At 30.5% G+C, this 22,209-nt stretch carries 13 protein-coding genes; 8 read left to right on the top strand and 5 right to left on the bottom strand.

Translation table 11 applies throughout. The features are described from left to right. The first annotated feature begins 518 nt into the window (after positions 1 to 518). Positions 519 to 1,850, top strand: a complete 1,332-nt coding sequence (locus GFU93_RS09925; RefSeq protein WP_160569096.1) for an HTTM domain-containing protein — start codon at positions 519 to 521, stop codon at positions 1,848 to 1,850. Between the two features lie 92 nt (positions 1,851 to 1,942). On the opposite strand, the gene GFU93_RS09920 is transcribed toward GFU93_RS09925, so the two are convergent. From GFU93_RS09920 to GFU93_RS09900, 5 genes are all read right to left on the bottom strand, one after another. Continuing rightward, entirely contained in the window at positions 1,943 to 2,890 is a 948-nt protein-coding gene (locus GFU93_RS09920; protein WP_160557048.1) for a DMT family transporter, read from the bottom strand. Between the two features lie 124 nt (positions 2,891 to 3,014). After that, positions 3,015 to 4,223 carry a hypothetical protein gene (locus tag GFU93_RS09915; RefSeq protein WP_160569094.1) on the bottom strand — a complete coding sequence of 403 codons (1,209 nt, stop codon included), beginning with the start codon at positions 4,221 to 4,223 and terminating at the stop codon, positions 3,015 to 3,017. A 23-nt stretch (positions 4,224 to 4,246) separates the two neighbouring features. Continuing rightward, entirely contained in the window at positions 4,247 to 5,641 is a 1,395-nt protein-coding gene (locus tag GFU93_RS09910; protein WP_160569092.1) for a T9SS type A sorting domain-containing protein, read from the bottom strand. 229 nt (positions 5,642 to 5,870) lie between these two features. Next, positions 5,871 to 7,064, bottom strand: a complete 1,194-nt coding sequence (locus GFU93_RS09905) for a hypothetical protein (protein ID WP_160541833.1) — start codon at positions 7,062 to 7,064, stop codon at positions 5,871 to 5,873. A 42-nt stretch (positions 7,065 to 7,106) separates the two neighbouring features. After that, positions 7,107 to 8,489, bottom strand: coding sequence for a T9SS type A sorting domain-containing protein (locus GFU93_RS09900; protein ID WP_160569090.1), 1,383 nt, complete (start codon positions 8,487 to 8,489; stop codon positions 7,107 to 7,109). Between the two features lie 190 nt (positions 8,490 to 8,679). Here GFU93_RS09900 and GFU93_RS09895 point away from each other — a divergent pair, with 190 nt between their 5' ends. The 7 genes from GFU93_RS09895 to GFU93_RS09865 all read left to right on the top strand — a co-directional run bounded on the left by GFU93_RS09895 (position 8,680) and on the right by GFU93_RS09865 (position 22,121). Then, entirely contained in the window at positions 8,680 to 11,475 is a 2,796-nt protein-coding gene (locus tag GFU93_RS09895; RefSeq protein ID WP_160569088.1) for a hypothetical protein, read from the top strand. Between the two features lie 140 nt (positions 11,476 to 11,615). Continuing rightward, positions 11,616 to 14,279, top strand: coding sequence for a methionine synthase (metH, locus tag GFU93_RS09890; RefSeq protein WP_160569086.1), 2,664 nt, complete (start codon positions 11,616 to 11,618; stop codon positions 14,277 to 14,279). Between the two features lie 151 nt (positions 14,280 to 14,430). Further along, complete coding sequence (locus GFU93_RS09885; RefSeq protein ID WP_160569084.1) at positions 14,431 to 15,108, top strand: response regulator transcription factor; 678 nt, start codon at positions 14,431 to 14,433, stop codon at positions 15,106 to 15,108. Further along, positions 15,105 to 16,463 (top strand): HAMP domain-containing sensor histidine kinase, encoded by a 1,359-nt coding sequence (locus GFU93_RS09880; RefSeq protein WP_160569082.1) that lies wholly within the window; start codon positions 15,105 to 15,107, stop codon positions 16,461 to 16,463. Before GFU93_RS09885 ends, GFU93_RS09880 begins: the two co-directional genes overlap by 4 nt. A 129-nt stretch (positions 16,464 to 16,592) precedes the next feature. Continuing rightward, on the top strand, positions 16,593 to 17,717 hold the full coding sequence (locus tag GFU93_RS09875; protein ID WP_160569080.1) for an efflux RND transporter periplasmic adaptor subunit: 1,125 nt from the start codon (positions 16,593 to 16,595) through the stop codon (positions 17,715 to 17,717). Positions 17,718 to 17,732: 15 nt separating this feature from the next. Beyond that, a complete protein-coding gene (locus GFU93_RS09870) occupies positions 17,733 to 20,825 on the top strand; it encodes an efflux RND transporter permease subunit (protein WP_160569078.1) in 3,093 nt (1,030 codons plus the stop codon). A gap of 12 nt (positions 20,826 to 20,837) precedes the next feature. Then, positions 20,838 to 22,121, top strand: a complete 1,284-nt coding sequence (locus GFU93_RS09865) for a TolC family protein (protein WP_160569076.1) — start codon at positions 20,838 to 20,840, stop codon at positions 22,119 to 22,121. The last annotated feature ends 88 nt before the right edge of the window (positions 22,122 to 22,209 follow it).

Below are 22,209 nucleotides of genomic sequence, written 5' to 3'. Positions count from 1 at the left end.
TAACCATAGAATATTTAAATAAATATATTTATTTATTCTATTAATTATAATAATTAAATATATAAATAAATATTTATAATAGCATATTAAAATAAATTTACTATATTTGCATTAATATTTATTTTATCTTATAATTATAATTTTGAGCATTCACAGATAGATATTCTTTCTATGCTGTGAAAACAAATAAAGCGGTCATTGTATGGCCGCTTTAAATTTTTAAAAAGTTTAACGCTGTGATCAATTGTAATAAATCATGCGTATTATAATAAGATCTAATCAAAATTAAATTTCCTTACCAGATCATCAATGTAACAGTTAAATGTATTCTTAGTACTAATAGTCTTAGTTGATCATCAATATTTGGAAATTCTAAGATTATTAATACTAAATATCTTTTTCTTATTTTAAAAATCCATTCAGCAATAGAACTTATATCATTATTTAATTTACCCGAAATCATTTATTTTGAATTATTTTTTATTTATTATCTTTATTGTATAACAAATAAATATAGCATGGTACTATCAAGACAAAGTTTATTTCGCAAAATAGATAATTCACCATTGATTGTATTCCGTATACTATTTGGATTTTTGTTATTGGCGGAAACTTGGGGAGCAATTTTAACAGGTTGGGTAAACATCAATTTAATTACTCCTAAAGTCTTTTTCCCGTTTATTGGTTTTACTTGGCTCCACCCTCTACCGGGATATGGTATGTATGTTTATTTTATTTGTTTAGGTATATTGGGCCTATTGGTTATGATAGGTTATAGATATCGTTTAAGTCTTTTATGTTTTACTATATTATGGACGGCTCAATATTTAATGCAAAAAACAGCTTATAATAATCATTATTATTTTTTAATTCTAATATGTATTATTATGCTCTTTTTACCTGCGAATGCTTATTATTCTTTGGACTCAAGAAGAAATAAAAATATAAGATCTTTGACCATGCCTCAATGGTGCTCATTCGTTTTATTATTTCAAATATCCATTTTATATTTTTTTGCGTGTGTTGCTAAACTTTATCCTGATTGGTTAGATGGAACTTTTACGCGTTTATTATATTCCAATAAAACTAATATCCCTTTAATCGGTCAATTTTTCACCCAAAAATGGTTTTATATTTCTATAGCTTATCTTGGAATTTTATTTGACGGATTGGTTGTTCCTTTAATGCTTTGGAAAAAAACTCGAACGTTAGCCTTACTTGCCTGTTTAATATTTCATCTTGCTAATTCGTTTATTCTAAACGTAGGAATTTTCCCCTATTTTGCCTTAAGCTTTACCGTTTTTTTCTATCCTCCGGAAACTATCCGTAAAATATTTTTCAAAAAGCGTCCACATCTTTCTTTTGAAGAAAAAAAATATAATTACTTTAATAAAAAAACAGTGTATTTTCTCTTAGTAATTTATTTCACCATTCAATTGATTTTGCCAATACGTCATTATTTCATTAAAGGAAATGTATTTTGGACTGAAGAGGGGCATCGATTAAGTTGGAGAATGATGCTGAGACAGCGTAATGGGTTAACACATTTTACTGTTATTGATAAAAAAACTAAAAAAATTCTGCCGTTTCAAATGCAGGATATATTTACTGATAAACAAATACTTAGAATCAATTGTTACCCTGACTTTATATGGCAAGCGGCTCAATATATAAAAGAGGATTTCAAATTGCGTCATAAAGATGTAGAAATTTATGCCGATACTCAAGTATCCGTAAATGATCATCCCTATAAGAGGTTTATTGACCCAAAAATTGATTTAGCAGATGTAAGCTGGGATTATTTTAAACATTCCGATTGGATTCTTTTATATGATGATTACAGAAAATAGATTTTTTATTAAATTTAACAGATAAGTGATAAATTAAATTGATGCTGCTACTTGTTTTGTTTAATATTGTAAAAATAAATTAAATCATATCATTACTTTTTTTGAGATACTATAATCCCAAAAACACCCATTATTATGAGGAGAATACCAACTAACATCATTGAGGAAAAGGGTTCTGAAAACACTACTACTCCTATAATAACAGCGGTAATGGGCTCAAATGCGCCTAAAACTGAGGTAAGAGTAGATCCTATTCTTCTAACCGCCTCAACTAAAGTTATAATTGATACTATGGTGGGAATTAAAGCTAATAATGTTATATTTAGAACACATGAAGTATCTTTTACCGGAAACCATTGAAAAGAACCGGTCAATAAACAGAATATAAGAAGATAAACCACGCCAATAACTTGAATATAAAAGGTATATCTAAGCACCGGCATATCTTTTACGGTTGATTTAACGGATAATACCAGAAAAAATGCATAAAATATTGCTGCTGAAAGAGCAAACACAATTCCTTTGAAATTGATGTGACCTATTCCTTCCCCCAAAGATAAAAGGGCAACACCAACAACAGCCAATAGTATTGATATAAAACCTTTAACGGAAATTTTTTCACGAAAAAAGATTCCCATAATGATGGTAACAAAAACAGGATATAAAAAATGGACGGTAGTGGTAACTCCTCCTCCTAAATACGTATAGGATAGAAAGAAAAAGAGTGAACAAGTATTGCAAAGTAAACTTAGAACTGTTAATGCTTTAAATTCTTTCAAGGAAACTGAAAAATGTACTTTTTTTATTTTCATCAGTATTGCGACAGCAATACATGCCAATAAAAATCGATAAAACAACACCGTATCAAAATTCAATCCTTTTTTCATTAAAGGAATGCTAAATAAAGGAATTAATCCATAGGTCATGGATGAAATAATTGCGCTCAATGATCCTTTAAAAAAGGATCCTTTTCCATATTTTCCAACCAGTGCTTTTGACTTTCTTGGTAAGCGTAATAATATATACCTTGCTGCCCTCATTTTTAGTGCAAAATTTGCTGCAAATGTATTTCTTATATTTCACAAAAAAAACTAGATTATTCAAAAAATAATCTAGTTTACATATGTTTTAATTTTTTTAGACTATCAAATGCCGATTAAATAATTATTCGACTAATGGACAAAGCATTGGATCGTTTTTAGCATCAAAATTATCTGTTAAAGATAATATGAAAGTATAATTTTTATTTCTCTCATCATCCCAATTTGAAGTTAATCCTATAAGATATTTATTATCATTTAAAGTTTGAAAAGAAATGATATTATTATATTTAAATTTCCTATAACTATCAAACCATAAAAAATTTCCATTTTCATCAATTCTAAATAAACATAAAACATCTCTACCCACGGAAGTTGCAAATTCATAAATTCTGCCCCCAAAGATATATCCACCATTTTCCGCTTCGATAATTCCATAAGCAATTTCATTAATTGGCTTATCTTTACCTATATCAAACCCATACAGTTTACTGTATAAAATTGCACCTTTTTCATTTACTTTTGTTATTCTTATATCAGAATGTATTACATATTTTTCCGTAGTCGCTATTATATAATTTCCTAATTTATCTTGAATAAAATTGCCTAATTTATAATCAGAATTTGCAAAAATATTACTTACTAATTTTTTTTTCCAAGTTATTTTACCTTCATCATTAAACTTAACCAGATTCCATTTTTTTTCACCTATTTCATTAATGTCATAGGCTAATACAATATATTGGTAATCTATTGTGTTTATAACATCCACCATCTTTTGGTTATTAAATTGGGACATTGATATTTTCCATTGCTCTTCTCCATTTTCATTTAATTTATATATCCAATTATTTTCTTTATTATATTTTCCTAATAGAATATAACCTCCTTTATTAGCTGATATTAATTTTGAAGATTTTCCTACATTTTTCTTCCATAATATATCACCAGAATTATTAATTTTAACTAACTGATGTTGATTATTACCTAAATTTTTTGTTAATATTAAGAAGCCCGAATTTCCTTCTGCTATGTATTTTCCAATTATACTATCTTTTATTCCATCGGTTAAAATTTTTGACCATATAGTTTTCCCGTTTTGATCTAATTCTGCACTCCATAATCGATTCTTGTAATTAATTTCTTCACCTTTTTCCTCATTTACTTCCAATATTGGACAAAAGAAACCTGTTAAAACAAAACTTCCATTTTTAGTTTTTATTAGTGAGGATATTTCAAAATTTTCAAAAGAATTTTTTTCTACTAATGTTGGAAATTGTGCCGATAAATTAGTTATAAATAAAATACTTATTATTATAATTATATTTTTCATTTTATATTTTCAAATTAAATTATCTACCTTTTTAATACTTTTTGTATATAATGACTGTTTTCGGTTTCAATTTTGATAACATATATACCCGGAGCATACATTGACATATTTATTTTATCTAGTATCTCTCTTCTTTCTATTAGTATTTTCCCGGTAATATCTGTTATAATTATTTTTTTAACTATTTGATTATCGGGTGTTTTTATATATAAATAGGTTTCAACCGGGTTGGGGTATAAATATATTGATTCATTTTTTTTATCCTGATCCTCAATTCCCAGATAAGTCTGATTATCTTTTATTTTAATAACAAAACCATTATTTTTATTCAATCCACTATATCCTCCGAAAATTAAATATTCATTATTTCCCAAATTGGAAATTTGATAATTTCCACATTTTATATTTATATCTTGCTGCCATAGGATATTCCCTTTCTTATTAATTTTAATAAGTTCATTACTTAATAATACAAAAAAGTTATTATCTTCAGTTTCAATTAATTTGCAGCATTGTTTACTAATCTCATCATAGTGACTTTTAAATATAATTTCCCCTTCATCATTTAGTTCAACTATCTGAAGTTTATTATTCTCGTTAAAATATGAAAATAAAAATTTTTTGTTTTTATTAGTGATATAACTAATTTCATTTAAATCCAAAATTTCTTTTTTAATGAGTATATCACCTTCTTTATTTAATTTTAATAAATAATTTTTACAAGACCTGTTATGATCACAGAATTTTGCTATAAAGATATATTCATTATCTATGGTTTCTCTCATGGATAGAGCTTCTATAAATTTTAATTCATTTTTCCACTTTAATTGCCCTAATTTATCAATTTTAAAAAGTACACTATTATCACCAATATTATAATAATCAGAATAGTCTATTACATTTATTATATAACCATCTTCAACAGGTTGAAGAAAATTTATCTCTATTAAGCATTTATCCAACCCACATGAATTATTTTCCCAATTAATCGGCCTGACTACTTTTGAAGAGATTTCAGTCCCATTACAATCTGCATCCATCATCCATACACCACTTCTATCATTTTCCTCTATATCCGAATAGTGATTTCTATCCAGTCCAAAAATTGTATAACCACCCTGTTTTGCTATTATTTTATAAACATATCTATTTCCTCCATAGATATCCTTACCTAAATAGGTTTCTTTTAGATTTTTCCCTAGAGAATCCGTTAAAATTAATTTTGAATGTGAATAAACCTTGTTATCCAAAAAATTTTCCTCTTTAAAAGTAGCTAATGCAAATCCACCATTAGATAGCTTGTTAAAATCCTCGACTAAAGAACCAATTTCTTTATCCCAAAGTACCTCTGCACTTTGCGCATTGCTTTCTTGCAAGATAAGAACACTTGCCCATAGAACTAGTAAAATTTTTTTCATAAATCACTTTTATTTTTTAGTGCATAAAAGTAGTAATCTTGGATAAAATACTCTACGGGATTTTAATATTTATTATAAAAAAGTATTATCCGACTATGAACAAATGGAAACTATGTTGTTTGGAATAATAAATTTTTCTTTAATTTTTATATTTCATAAAAAAACTAGATTATTTTTCAAATAATCTAGCTTTATAATTAATAAAATTTTAAATCACTTTTTTTAATCTTTAATCTTCTGCCGGACACAACAACGGATTAAATTTAGAATTTAAATTATCTGTAATTTTAAAAATATTTGTTTCTGAAAAATAATTCATTGGATTAAACTCTGAGTATATAGATACCATATAGGTATTTTTACCCATTGGAATTAAAGAATCAATAAAATTAGCCTTATTAAGATGAAAAGATTCATACCATTGTACATTTCCATTCTCATCAATCTTAAATATACTACTATCAAAATAAGTTGTTGTATTAAATTTCTCCTCACAGATAAAAAGATATCCTCCTTCTTCCGATTCAATAATTTTTCCTAAATAGGTTGAATAAAAGTCATTACCTATTGCAAAACCATATAATTTATTAAATATTACATTAAAATCTTTATCTAATTTCACTAATCTGATATCTTCTGAACTTAAATTATATTTGACTTCATGATCAGAAGTATCTTCTGTACTGAAAACTAAATAATTACCGGACCTGTCTTGATAAAAATCTAGATTTTTATTAGATTGATAAATGATATGATTAGGTATTTGTTTTTCTGATATTATTTCACCATAATCAGTAAATTCCATTATATAGAAATTTGAAGCATCTGATTTATCTTTCTTTTTTACTAACGCCAAATAATTTCCGTTTAAAGATTTTTGTCTTATTGAAACATATACTGCCTTATACTGATCTTTAGTTATTTCCCATTCTATTTCACCTTCTGAATTTAACTTATATATCCATATATCCTCTTTTTTATTAAAAGTGTTTGAAAGAAAAAAACCTCCTTTACTTGATGCCAATATATTTCGAGGCATTATAATACCTGTTTTCTTTCTAAAATAAATAATTCCTGAATTATCAATTTTGATCAATTGACCATCCTCAGTAAAAATTGAATACCCTTTATCATTCTCTATTAAAAAAATACCTTTTTCACTTGTATTTACCTTTTCTAATTTTCTTGACCATATAACCTTGCCTTCATCAGTTAATTCCTTTATTATTATGGAATAAACATCTTCAAATTCAGGCTCAAAATACCATGTATTTTCTAACAGCACATAATTGCCTTTCGTATTCTTTATAATAGTTTTTACTTGATTCGAACCTTCAAAAGTATTTAAGGTATTAATCTTAGGGTTTTGCGCATATATAACTGTAAAAAATAGTATGCTTAGTAGTATAATTATATTTTTCATTGTCTCTATTTTTTGGTGAATTATTAAATAAAAAATAATTTTTTACTTTTTAAGTATTTTTTGAACATAAACTTTAGATTCGGTTTCAATTTTTAAAAAGTATACACCAGGCAGACACATTGAAACATCTAATTTATCCTGATATGTATTGTGTTCAAACACCTTTTTCCCACTAATATCGGTTACCAATATTTTTTTGATTTTTTCTCCTTTTGGAACATTTATATATAAATAGCTGTCAACCGGATTAGGATATAAAAATACGTTCTCTCTTTTTTCAGTAACATCATCTATTCCTAAGAATGGCTGCTGATCCTTAAGTTTTAAAATATTAAAATTATTAAAAGCTATATATTCATTATTTCCTAAATTAAATAGATTATTATAACCGTAATTATTATTTACTTTTTCTTTCCATATGATTTCTCCTTTTTTATTTATTTTAACAAATTCATTTCCTCCGATAAGATAGCAATCATCATCAGTTTCCATCCAAGTGGAATCATTTTCCATAACCTTATCATAGATAATCTTAGATATCACTTTTCCATCTTCATTTAGCTCAACTACCATAAATTTATTTTCTTCATTTTTAACTGAAAATAAGAGCTTATTTTTTTTATTTGTGATGGGTTTCATTTTAAAATCACCCAACTCAACTATTTCATGTTGAGTCAAAATCTTTCCTTCCTTGTCTAACTTGACATAAAAATTTTTATTGGATGATCTATAACTTTCTTTAATATACCCTATTATACAGTACTCGCTATGAACTGTTTCTTTTAGAACCTCAAGATTTTCAAAACTTAACTTTTCATCAAAATTAACTTCCCATAAAACTTGACCATTCTTATCAAGTTTGTAAACAACTTTAACAAATTGATTGTTTTCATCGTATATTTTTGCTGTAAGTAAGTAGCCGTCACTAATTGTTTTAACAGATAGAATTTCAATCGTTCCATATCCACTTTTATTCTTATCAAAAGATTTCTTACTCCAAATAATTTTTGTTTCTATTACACCACCATTGCAATCGGTCTTCATCATCCATAAATTATCCAATTTATTTTTTGATTTATCTGAAAATTTTTTTTCATCTATACCAAAAATAACATAACCGTCAGAATTGGGAATTATCTTATTAGCTATTCTGATTCCACCATTTAAATCAGTATCTAAGAAATTTTCCTTGATTAATTCACCGTTTGGGTTTAGAAAAAATATTTTAGATAATATCCCTAATGCTAAAGGACAATCTCCAATTAGCGCAACTCCCCTAGATCGGGTTTTGGCCATATCATTAATGCCAGGATAACAAAGATTTCCCTCATCTAATTTTTTCTCCCAAACTGCTTTTGAATTTTGCGCATTAAAATTTTGTAAAGTAAGAACACTTACCCATAAAACTAATAAAATTTTTTTCATAGATCATCTTTTAATTATTAATGGGTTAAAGATAGTAATCTTAGATAAAATATTATCTAGGATTTAAATCTTTTCAAAATTATAATTCTCTTATCATTTACTTTTACAACCCAATAATTCACTTTTATTTTTATTTTATTATTCTTGGATTTATTTTTTATATATATTTGATAAAAAAGAATCCAATTGTATGAAATGGAAAAAAATTTCATTGGGATTAATTTTTCTCTTTATTCTGGGAGTTATACTTAACTTCGGAATTAATAGTTGGATTAAAAACAGTTTACCTGATTTCATTTCTGAAAGAAATGATACACCATATAATTTTAATTATTCTGACGTTACGTATTCGCTCCTCCAGGGAGAAATGAACATAAGTGATATCAATATTGCTCCCAAGTCCAACAAAAAGGGCATTTATACCATCAAAGTAAAGAAAATAGTAATACACGGGGTAAAATTTATACGATTTTTACTGTTCAAAGATTTAGCGGCAGATCTCATCGAAATTGACCAACCGGATATCATTTGTAAACAATATGCCGATTCATTAAATCACAAAAATGATTTAGTAAAATACAAGCTGGGAAATTCAATTCAAATTGGAAAATTTGAAATTAATAAAGGAAATTTAGCTCTTTACGACAAGGCAGACGGAGCTAAAAGAGCTTCTTTACGAAATCTAAACCTTCTCCTTTCCGGGGTATTATGGGATATGGTGGATAATGAAAAACGTATACCGCTTACTTACGATAAAGTAAAATTGGATGTGTCAGATATATTTTATCAGCTCGATGAAATTCATCATTTACAATTAAAAAAGTTTAAGTTTACCAACGGATTTCTTGAAACCAATCAAATACTTTTATATCCAAATATATCCGAAGAGAATTTTAAAACCGGAAATTATTTTCAAAAAACCTTACTTTCTATAAAAGTCCCGACCGCAAAGGTCAAAAATTTAGATTGGGGATATGATAAAAACGGTTACTTTTATCTTAAAACCTCTAAAATTGAAGTTGATTCTACTCATATTGCAATCATTGAAAAAAATTCAAATTCAAAACCTAAAAACATTACGGAGCATATAGACCGAATAATCCCTTTTAATTTGAGTATTGATACCATCCAAATACTTAAATCGAAATTAAATTTCAATAATCATTTAACAAGCAATAATGTTAATATTGAAATTCTAAAAATAATCAACAAAGTTAATGATAAAATCACCCTGGAACGTTTAAAATTATATGATAATTCTTTAATAATAAAACAACCTTATGAAACTAAATCAGCTAAAAACAATGCAGGCAAATTTACCTATTTATTCGACGATGTTCTTGAAATAAAAAATTTCATCATAGCTAATTCACATATACAATATTTCAATCGGGCTAATAACTCATTATTGAAAATGGGAAACATTAATTATTCGATTCATGATATTAATATCAATACGATATTTACTAATACAAAAAAATATATTCCTTTCTCCTACTCAAATTTTCAATTGGAAGCAAACCATATATTTTATACAGGATTTAAATTTTATAATTTCAAAATAGATAAAATGATTTTATCTGACAATAATTTTGAAGCAAAAAATTTAAACATTATTCCTACTATATCTCCACAAAAATTTGCAGCACAAAAAGTAAGCAAAAACCTCTATAAAATCCATATGGATCATATACTACTCCCAAAGATAAAGTGGGATTTGAATAACAATAAATTCAGTTTACAAGCTTCTTCTCTGATTATAAATGAAATGAAAGCTTCAATATTTCAAAATCCAAAAGTTAAAGTCAAATCAAAAAATATACATTTCAACACGTACGACCTGGATACAGAAATTCGTTTAGATACATTTTTAATCGGCAAATCCTCCATCCATCAATATAATGCGGCTAATACAACACTCACTACATCAATAAAAGATTTAAAGCTTTCACTATACGACATTAAGGTAAAAGACTCATCCGATACCCATACCTTCGGTTTCCCTTTTTCTTTTTCAAAATTCAATATAATAGGTAAAAATATTTACCATGATATGGGATCTCATACGTTACAAATGAACCATCTGTTACTTTCCCATACTTTCCTATATGCAAACACTATAAATATACGGCCCAAAAAAAGTCAATTGAATTTTATGAAAAAAAAGGGTATTGATGCTTATACGGTGAATCTTTCCAAAATTGCAATACCCAAATTAAATTGGGGTTCATTAGATAAACAAATAGATTTTATTGCTTCTAAAATCATTGTTGATAATATGCAAACCACTATCCATCAATACGACATTCCTGACAATGTTTACAAACCAGTTTACAAACCTTTTTTCAGCGAAAAACTTAGAAAATTAAAATTTAAGTTAAATATTAAAGAAGTCCATTTTTATAATTCTTCCTTAACGTATGAAGAAGAATCCCTTACTAACAATATTGGAAAAATTTTCTTTACCAATATCAATGCAAAAATCAAAAATATTTCCGGTGGATATAATGTTTCTCATTTACCCGATGTAGTCATAGAATTTAAAAGTACTTTCATGAAATCCGGAAAACTATCTGCCAGTTGGAAATTTAATACATTAAATAAATCGGATAATTTTACCGTTAAAGGAAATTTATACGGACTTCCTGCCGAAAAATTGAATCCATTTATAAAACCTTATTTACATATATCGGCAAATGGAAATATCCAAAAAGTTTCATTTAATTTTGATGGCGATAATACAGTTGGAAACGGTACATTCGGTATGAATTATAAAAATTTAAAAATTACCCTATATAAAAAGGATGGTGAAAGAGAAAAAAAATTCCTTTCTTCTCTTGCAAATCTTGCCTTAATAAAAAATTCAAAAGACTCCCTAAAAATGTCGAAAATTAAAAAAGTAGAAAGAACTAAAGACAAATCATTTTTTAATTTTCTATGGAAACTAACACTCAGTGGACTTAAAGAAACTTTATTGATTTTTTAATAAAAAATAAGATTTACAAGAATAACATATATTAAATTAAACAATGTTTTCTTCATAAAATAAGTAATAACGAATAGCATAAAACATTCAACAAGATAAGTTACAAAAATCGTAACTTTGTTAATTCTTTGAATTACCCCATGCAGAATACATTAAAATTATCAGGATTAGAAGTTTTTACTGTTTATCCTGGAAGCAATTTTATAAACATCGGTGAAAGGACCAATGTTACCGGATCGCGTAAATTTTTAAATCTGATAAAAAATGAAAAATTCGATGAAGCTCTTTCAATTGCCCGAGATCAAGTGGATGGAGGAGCTCAGATCATTGATATTTGCATGGATGAAGGCTTAATTGACGGCGTGAAAGGTATGACTACCTTTTTACGTTTGATTGCTTCTGAACCCGATATAGCACGAGTTCCTATCGTTATCGATTCATCAAATTGGGAAGTCATTGAAGCCGGATTAAAAAACATTCAAGGAAAAGGAATAGTTAATTCCATCAGCCTAAAAGAAGGTGAAGAAGAATTTATAAAAAAAGCCAAAATAATCAAACGATACGGAGCGGCTATGATTGTTATGGCATTTGATGAAGAAGGACAAGCCGATAATTTGGAAAAACGAAAAATTATATCCCAACGCTCCTATAATATTTTGGTTCATCAATTAAACATTAACCCCTCTGATATCATCTTCGACCTAAATATTTTCCCGGTAGGTACCGGAATGAAAGAACACCGAAGAAATGCGCTTGATTTTTTTGAAGGAACTCAATGGGTGAAAGAAAATCTTCCGGGGTGTTTCGTTTCGGGAGGAGTAAGTAATGTATCCTTTTCGTTTAGAGGGAATAATAAAGTTCGGGAATCGATTAATGCTGCATTTCTATATCATGCCATCCAATACGGATTGGATATGGGAATTGTCAATCCCACTCAACTGGCCATTTATCAAGAGATTGAACCGCAATTACTAAAAAAGATTGAAGACGTCTTATTTGATAGAGATGAAGAAGCTACCGAAAGGCTTATAGAATATGCAGAAACTATTGTTGAAAATAAGGATACAAAAGAGCAAAAAATAGAAGAATGGAGGTCGTGGCCGATTGAAAAAAGATTGGAATTTGCTTTGATAAAGGGCAATGCGGACTACATTGAACAAGATGTTGAAGAAGCCCGTTTACAAGCCAATAAACCTTTGGATGTAATTGAAGGCCCTTTAATGGATGGAATGAATACGGTTGGCGAGTTATTTGGAGCGGGTAAAATGTTTCTTCCTCAAGTGGTTAAAACTGCTCGAGTAATGAAAAAGGCCGTTGCATACTTGCAACCTTTCATTGAAGCAGAAAAAAACGGAGAATCTCAATCTAACGGTAAAATACTAATGGCTACCGTTAAAGGTGATGTTCATGATATCGGTAAAAATATAGTCGGAGTCGTATTGGCTTGTAATAACTATGAAATTATAGATTTAGGAGTTATGGTTCCTAAGGAAACAATTATCAAAACCGCCATCCGTGAGAAGGTGGATTTGATTGGACTTAGTGGTTTAATTACTCCTTCTTTAGATGAAATGATCCACGTGGTTGAAGAACTCGAAAGAAGAAATCTTTCATTTCCGGTCATGATTGGAGGAGCTACTACTTCAAAAATCCATACCGCCTTAAAAATTGCCCCTAAATATAGTCATACGGTTGTTCATGTCTTAGATGCCTCTAAATCTGTTACCGTTGCATCTTCTTTACTCTCTTCACAAAGCGAGGATTTTAAGAAAAAAATATCAGAAGAATATGCCCATTTAAGAGAAGGCTATTTAAATAGAAGTACTGAAAAAGAATATCTTACGCTAGAACAAGCTCGTAAAAATAAACTAACTATTGATTGGAATCAATACATTCCCTGTAAACCCAAACAGCTAGGTGTACAGGTTTTTTCTTCCATACTCCTGGAAGATCTAACGGAATATATCGATTGGCAACCCTTTTTCAGAACTTGGCAACTGACAGGAAAATATCCCGATTTGCTTTCAGATGAAGTAACCGGCGATGAAGCCACAAAATTATATCACGATGCATTACAAATGATTGAAAAAGTAATTGCTGAAAAACTATTGCAACCCAAAGCCGTAATTGGATTATTTAAAGCCAATTCCAATGAACAAGACGATATTGAAATTTACTCGAATGACAATAAACTAATTCATACATTTCGAACCTTACGGCAGCAATCTGTAAAGTCAGAAGGAAAACCAAACTTAGCCCTATCCGACTTTATATTACCTAAAAACAAAGAAAATTTACACGACTATATAGGATGTTTCGCTGTTTCTATTTTTGGAGCAGAAGCCTTGGCCAAACATTACGAAACAAACCATGACGATTATTCGGCTATTATGATAAAAGCTGTTTCGGATAGATTTGTGGAAGCCTTGGCTGAATACATGCATCATAAGGTAAGAAAAGAAATTTGGGGATATGCTCCCAATGAAATCTTGGACAATCAATCACTATTTAAAGAAAAATATCAAGGCATACGTCCCGCTCCCGGTTATCCTGCTTGTCCGGATCATTTGGAAAAGCTCACTATTTGGGAATTGTTGGATGTTACGGATCGTATTGGAGTACAATTAACTGAGAGTCTTGCAATGTATCCGGCTTCTTCAATTTCGGGATATTATTTTGCCAATCCACAATCTAACTATTTCGGATTAGGGAAAATTACGCAAGAACAAGTTAAAGATTATGCTAAACGTAAAGAAATAAAACTTGAAGATGCACAATATTGGCTTAAACCTAATTTAGCCTAAGAATCTTACTATTTCACTTTTATTCTTGTATTAAAAAGTAATGAATTAAATATTTATAAAAGCTAAACAAGAGACTACTTTTCTTTATAGAGAACATTACTAAGCCAATAATTCCTTATCTAATATAAAAAGAAAAGGTACATTTGCAATTATGAATATTCTATTAGTTGAAGATGATTTAAGAGTTTCGGAACTGATAAAAAAGGGTCTTGAGGAACAAGGATTTACTCTAACCTTAGCTTATGACGGTTTATCGGCAAAAAATTTGTTTCTCTGCCATGATTTTGACCTGATAATCACGGATATTATATTGCCTGAAATTAATGGAATAGCTCTTTGTAAAGAAATAAGAATGTTAAAACCGGAACTTCCCATTATCATGTTAACCGCATTGGGAACTACCGACGATAAAATTGACGGTTTTGATGCCGGAGCGGATGATTATCTGGTCAAGCCTTTTGAAATGAGAGAGTTGACAGCAAGAATAAAAGCTCTGTTAAAAAGATCATCCAAAAATAAATTAGGATTTATCTTAAAATTTTGTGATCTGGAAATGAATTTGCAGACGAAAATTGTGAAAAGAAGCAATAAAGAATTAAATCTTACCTTAAAAGAATTTAAACTCCTGGAATTTTTATTGCAAAATCAAGGCAGAATTATTTCCAGAACGGAAATTGCCGAAAAAGTATGGAATACTCATTTTGATACGGGAACTAATTTTATAGATGTGTATATTAACTACTTACGAAAAAAAGTAGATAAAGATTTTGAAAAAAAACTTATTCATACTCGCTCCGGTATGGGATTTATATTAAAATCCGATACATGAAAATTCGTACTCAGATCACTCTATTGTTTTCTTTGATTACAGCATCCATATTGCTGATATTTGCCACTATCATTTATATTTCAGCCAAACAAAACAGGGACAAAGAATTTTATTCTTTATTAAAAAAAGAAGCCATAACCAAAGCAAATCTCTATTTTAAAGCGAAAGTCCCCCCACAAACACTTCAACAAATTTATCATAACAATTATCAAACAATTCAAGAAGTTGAAGTAGCTGTATACAATAAAGAATTTCATCTTCTCTATCATGATGCGGTGGATATTGATTTTGTGAAAGAAACTCCTGATATGATTCATGAAATTTATTCCAAAGGAGAGATCAAATTTCATCAGGGCGACTGGCAAGTTATAGGACTTATCTATTCCTATAATAACAATAAATACATAATCACTGCGGCTGCCTATGACCAATACGGATACAATGAACTCAAGTCCTTATTGAGAAATTCATGTATTATCTTTATATTTTCCATACTTTTTATCATCCTTGTCGGATATTATTTTTCTAAAAAAGTATTCCAACCGATTAAAAATCTAACCACGGAAATGAAAAAAATATCAGCCAATCATTTAACGGTTAGATTGAAAACCAAACCTGAAAAGGATGAGCTTTCCGAATTGGCAATTACATTTAATCAAATGCTGAATCGGTTGGAAAATTCTTTTGAAACGCAAAAACATTTTGTTTCCAATATTTCCCATGAATTACGAACCCCGTTAGCAGCCATTATTGCTGAACTGGAACTTTCTTTACATCATCAAAAAACATCGGAAGAATATCAAAGGATTTTGAAAAACGCCTTATCAGATGCTAAAAAAATCACTAAATTATCTAATAATTTGCTTGATCTGGCAAAAGCCAGTTATGATCCCTCTAAAATAACATTTAAGCCAACAAGGATCGATGAAATCCTTATAGATGCCTGCAGTCAAATACAACAAGCAAATGCTGCCTATAAAACAAAATTATTTTTTGAAGATGATTTCATTCTCGATAATGAAACAGTACTAATGGGCAACGAATATTTGTTAAAAGTAGCCTTTATCAATCTTATTGAAAACGGATGTAAGTTTTCCGAAGATCATCTGTGCCATATATCCATTTCAACTAGTAATTCAAAACTTCAACTGAAATTTTCAGACCGTGGAATTGGAATTCCAACGGAAGATATCACCAAAATTTTCACTCCTTTTTACAGAGGAAAAAATAAAAGCTTTACCTACGGAAACGGAATCGGCCTTTCTCTTACTAAAAAAATTATTGAACTGCATTCCGGAACTATCAACGTAACCAGTCAATTGCATCAAGGTACTACCCTTACCATTCTATTATAACCTTTGTATTGCATTCTTTTCTAATAAAATTCTAATTTTTTTTTAAATCTTTTTTAATATTCATTAACAATTAGTTACCTTATTTTTGTATACAAAAAAAATTAAGAATTTTTAAAAAAGGCGGAAAATATGAAAAATATAAAAATCCGAAACATCAACTTACTAATTTTAGGATTATGCTTTATAACTTTTTCATGCCATAAACAAAATACAGAAGAAGAAAAGCCGGAATTTACTGTTAGTGGAAACACAATTATTTTACCGGATAATTCTAACATAAAAAATCACTTAAAAATAGAACCCGTAAAAAGTGAATGGTTAAGCCCCGACTTAGCTACCGTAGGAGTCGTCAGAGCCATACCAACCGGTTATGCGGAAATAGTGCCTCCGTTTGCAGGCAGAATTACCCAATCCTTTGTAAAGCTTGGACAAAAGGTAGACGTGGGTTCTCCCCTTTTCGCCATCAGCTCTCCCGAATATTTCAACGCTCAAAAAGATTATTTTGAAGCACAACAAGAATATTCCTTATCAAATTTAAATCTTAAGAGACAAAAAGACCTATTAGAGCACGGAGTAGGAATACAACGAGTGGTAGAAGAAGCTAAAACCGATTACGAAACCAAAAGATCCGCACTTGAAAATGCAAAAGCTGCGTTAAAAGTTTTTAATATAAATCCCGGCAGTTTAAAATTAGGGCAGCCCTTAGTTGTTACCTCTCCCATCAAAGGGGAAATTATTACCAGCAAAATAGTTATCGGTCAATATATCAAAGAAGAAGCTGAACCTATAGCCACCATAGCAGAATTAAATAAAGTATGGATTGCCGGACAAATAAAAGAAAAAGACTTAGGATTCATAAATAAACTAAAAGAAGTTACTATACAGGCAGACGCTTTTCCCGATAAAAATATAACCGGCAAAATATTTCACGTCAATGAAATGGTGGATGAAGACACCCGAAGTGTTGAAGTATTGGTTGAATGCGACAATTCGGACAGAGCCCTGAAACCGGGAATGTATGTAAACGTTCATTTTAAAAATGAACCGGAAGAAACTTTAACAGTTCCTACCCGGGCAATTTATCAAGAAAACGATGATCAATTTGTATTTGTACAAGTAGATAAAAATAAATTCATCAAGAAAAAGGTTGAAACCAAAGATATTTCAAAAGACAAAACCGAAATAAAAAAGGGAATTAAAGCAGGAGAAAATATAGTGACCGAAGGAGGAATATATTTACTGGAAGCCCAATAAAACAAAAAGAAAAACATGAATAAACTTATTCAAACAACTATACACAAACGTTGGGTACTGGTTGCCCTTTTTGTTATGCTTGCCCTATTCGGGTATTATTCCTGGAAGCACCTTTCCATTGAAGCCTATCCGGATATCGCGGATGTAACATCTCAAGTGGTCACCCAAGTTCCCGGATTAGCGGCGGAAGAAATTGAACAACAAATAACCATTCCGGTGGAACGGGCCCTAAACGGTCTTCCGGGAATGCATGTAATGCGCAGTAAAAGCACCTTCGGACTTTCCATTATTACCATCGTATTTGAAGACGGTGTAGATGATTATTGGGCGAGAATGAGAATACAAGAACGATTAAATGATGTAGAATTACCTTATGAAGCAACTCCCGAATTAGACCCTTTAACTTCTCCTATTGGAGAAATTTATCGATACATTATTGAAAGTAAAACGCACGATTTACGCGAATTGACCGATTTGCAAAATTTCGTAATTATTCCACGAATTAAGCAAGTAGCAGGAGTTGCCGATGTAACAAATTTCGGAGGAATTACTACCCAGTTTCAAATTGAGCTGGATCCCAAAAAACTCGATCAGTATCAATTATCGTTAGGAGAAGTCATTAAAACCATTGAAAATAACAATGTTAATGCAGGTGGAAGTATTTTGCCTCATGGAGATTTAGGATATGTTATTCGTGGAATCGGATTAGTTAAAAACCTGGAAGATATCGGTAAAATAGTAGTCAAATCGGAAAATGGAGTTCCTATTTTATTAAATGACATAGGAAAGCTTAAATACGGAAACATTGAACGAAAAGGAATCTTAGGTTATACAGATAAAAAAAGAAACTATTCTGAGAGTATTGAAGGAATCGTACTTTTATTAAAAGGACAAAATCCATCTAAGGTTTTAGAAGGAGTTCATGAAGCGGTAAACGATTTGAATACTCAAATCTTACCGGAAGGCGTAAAAATACATCCGTTTTTAGACAGAACCGAATTGGTGAACACTACCTTGAATACTGTTTCGCACACCCTGTTTGAAGGGATGTCTCTGGTTATTGTTGTACTAATTGTTTTTTTAGGAAGTTGGAGAGGTGCTTTATTGGTTGCCGTAACCATTCCTCTTTCCCTTCTCATTGCTTTCATCTTGATGTACTTCACACATATTCCGGCAAATTTGCTTTCTTTGGGAGCTATAGATTTCGGAATCATTGTAGACGGTGCCATCGTTATGATGGAAACCATATTGCGGAAACGAGAAGAAGAACCTAATGAAGAATTGCAAGAAAAAACCATTGCACAAAGAGCTGCCGAGGTTGCAAAACCTATTTTATTTTCCACCATCATCATTATTACAGCCTATCTGCCTCTTTTTGCCTTTGAAAGAGTTGAAAAAAAATTATTTACTCCGATGGCTTTTACAGTCAGCTATGCCTTATTCGGTGCCCTGCTCGTTGCCTTATTACTGATTCCCGGATTAGCCTATTTTATATACAGAAAGCCTCAAAAACTCTATCATAATAAATGGCTGGAAAAGCTGACCGATCGCTATTTTATAAACATACAAAGGATTATGAAAGCTCCAAAAAAAATATTTCTTCCTTTAGGAATTTTACTGGGAGTTACTTTTCTACTGGCTTTTTATGTTGGAAAAGATTTTCTGCCTCCTTTGGATGAGGGATCTATATGGCTCCAAGTTCAGCTTCCGCCGGGTATTTCCGTTGAAAAGTCTAAAGAATTAAGCGACACGCTACGCGCACGTACCATGAAATATGATGAAGTAACTTATATCACGGTACAAGCCGGTAGAAATGACGATGGTACCGACCCATGGACGGCATCTCATTTTGAGGTTTCTATTGGATTAAAGCCTTACAAGGAATGGAAAAAAGGAAAAACCAAATACGACCTTATCGTTGAACTGGAAAAAGAATATTCAAAACTTCCCGGTTTTACCGTCGGGTTTTCTCAACCTATGATAGATGGGGTAATGGATAAAATATCCGGAGCTCATAGTGAGCTGGTAGTAAAAATTTACGGAGATGATTTCGGGGAAACTCGAAGAATTGCCGAGGATGTTATGAAAACTTTAAAAACTGTTAAAGGAGCAGTAGATTTAGCTATCGATCAAGAACCGCCCTTACCTCAACTTCAAATAATTGCAAACAGGGACAAAATTGCTCAATACGGTTTAAATGTAGCAGATGTTGCAGAACTTATTGAAGTAGCCATTGGCGGGAAAGCCATTTCTCAAATTTTTATAGGAAATAAAGTTTACGATATTATCTGTCGTTACGATGAAAACAGCAGAAATACGCCTGATAAAATTTCAAATTTGATGCTTACCTCTGAAACAGGAGCCAAAATACCATTATCACAAGTTTGCGATATCAAGTTAAGTACCGGAGAAAGTACCATTACGAGAGAAATGAATAAAAGGCATTTAACGGTAAAACTTAATTTGCGAGATCGAGACTTAGGTAAATTCTTAGTAGAAGCACAACATAAAATAGAAAAAGAAGTAAAATATAATCACGAAAAATACCATATCAAATGGGGGGGGCAATTTGAAAACCAAAACAGAGCTTATGCTCGTTTGGCTTTTATCATTCCTTTGTCTTTGAGTATTATGTTTATCTTATTATACAGCGCCTTCGGAAATTTCAGACAAGCCGGTTTGCTGATGAGCATTGTTCCTTTGGCTTTATTTGGCGGAATGTTAGCATTAAATGTAAGGGGCATGACTTTAAATGTTTCTTCAGCAGTTGGATTTATTGCTTTATCGGGAGTAGCTATACAAAATGGCGTAATTATGATTTCGCATATAAACTTTTTACGAAAACAAGGACAAACACTTCTCCGGGCGGTACTATTGGGTGCAAAAGATCGATTCAGACCGGTACTAATGACCGCAACAGTGGCTATTTTAGGTTTGCTCCCGGCTTCTTTAGCTACGGGTATTGGTTCGGATGTACAACGACCTTTGGCTACCGTAATTGTTTATGGACTATTATTTTCAACTGTTATTACCCTGTTTGCCTTACCGGCTCTATATTATATTATTGAAAACAAATGGGGAAAAGATGAACAAACAGAAGAAATTTAAAATCTGAAATTTATGAAATCAAAGTATACGATTCTATCGATATTCATCTGCCTCCTGTTTATACCGTTAATAGTACCGGCTCAAGTTGTTGATACCACCTTTGCTAAAAAACAACTGAACTATATTGATTTTATTCAGCAGGTTAAGAATAACAATTTGGAATACGCAGCACAAAAATATACGGTAAATCTCGCTGAAGCCGAGGTTGAAAATGCAAAAATTATTCCTGATATTGAATGGAATATAGAAGGAAACAGCAACCAAAAACATATGGGTAACAATTTGGAAACCGGCTTAGGATGGACTATCGAGCTGGGAGGAAAACGAAAAGCCCGTATCGACTTAGCTAAAAGTCAAGTTGATTTAAATCGCTATTTGTTACAAGATTATTTACGAAATTTATATGCGGATGCTTCTTTGCAGTTTTTGGAATGTATTCAAAATAAAAACCTGTTGGATGTACAACTCAATTCTTATAAAACGTTATCCAATTTAGCCGCATCCGACAGTATTCGATATAAATTAGGAGATATTACTCTAACAGATTCTAAACAAAGTAAGTTGGAAGCTCAATTCATGCTCAATGAAGTCTTTAAAGCTGAATCGGAATGGAAAAATTCTTTATATGCCTTAAATTTAGTCATGGGTAAATCTCAAAAAGATACTTTATATACGGCTAACAGCAATTTTACCGACTTTACCAGAGATTTTGATTTGGCTGATTTGATAACAACCGCACAAAATAATCGTGCCGATTTACAAGCTGCTTTACAAAATAAAGAAGTTTCACAAAAAATGTTGAAGTTAGCGAAAGCTAATCGGGTAATGGATTTAGGAATTAGTGCCGGAATGCAATTTAACGGAAAAGCTACTAATGAAGAAGCGCCTTCACCATATCATACGGGGGTAACAGCCGGACTTTCCATACCTCTTCGTTTTTTAAACAATCGAAAAGGGGAAGTGCAAACAGCACATTATACCATTCAACAAGCAGATTTAGAATATAAGCAAGTAGAACTTCAAATTCAAACAGAAGTTACTCAGGCGTATCAAAATTATGTAAATACCAAAAAACAAATGCAGCAGTTTTCCAATGGTTTGCTTTCCGAGTCCAAGGCCATTCTTGAAGGTAAAATTTACTCCTATAAAAGAGGTAATACGTCTCTTCTTGAAGTCTTAGACGCACAAAGAACGTATAATGATGTACAGGAAAATTATTATCAAACCTTATATAATTTCTGTTCTGCATTAGTAAGATTGGAAAGAACTGTAGGTATTTGGGATATAAATTTTTAATTTTCAACCCGATAATCTTTTCATACCCTTGTATTTTTTACAGACCTTAGGTATTTTAAATGGCAGATTATATCTTTGCAAAAATTTT

Origin of the sequence: Apibacter sp. B3546, assembly GCF_009827885.1 — a bacterium.
Classification (GTDB): domain Bacteria; phylum Bacteroidota; class Bacteroidia; order Flavobacteriales; family Weeksellaceae; genus Apibacter.
Note: the sequence above shows the minus strand (reverse complement) of the source record. Positions and strands in the feature narration are given on the sequence as shown.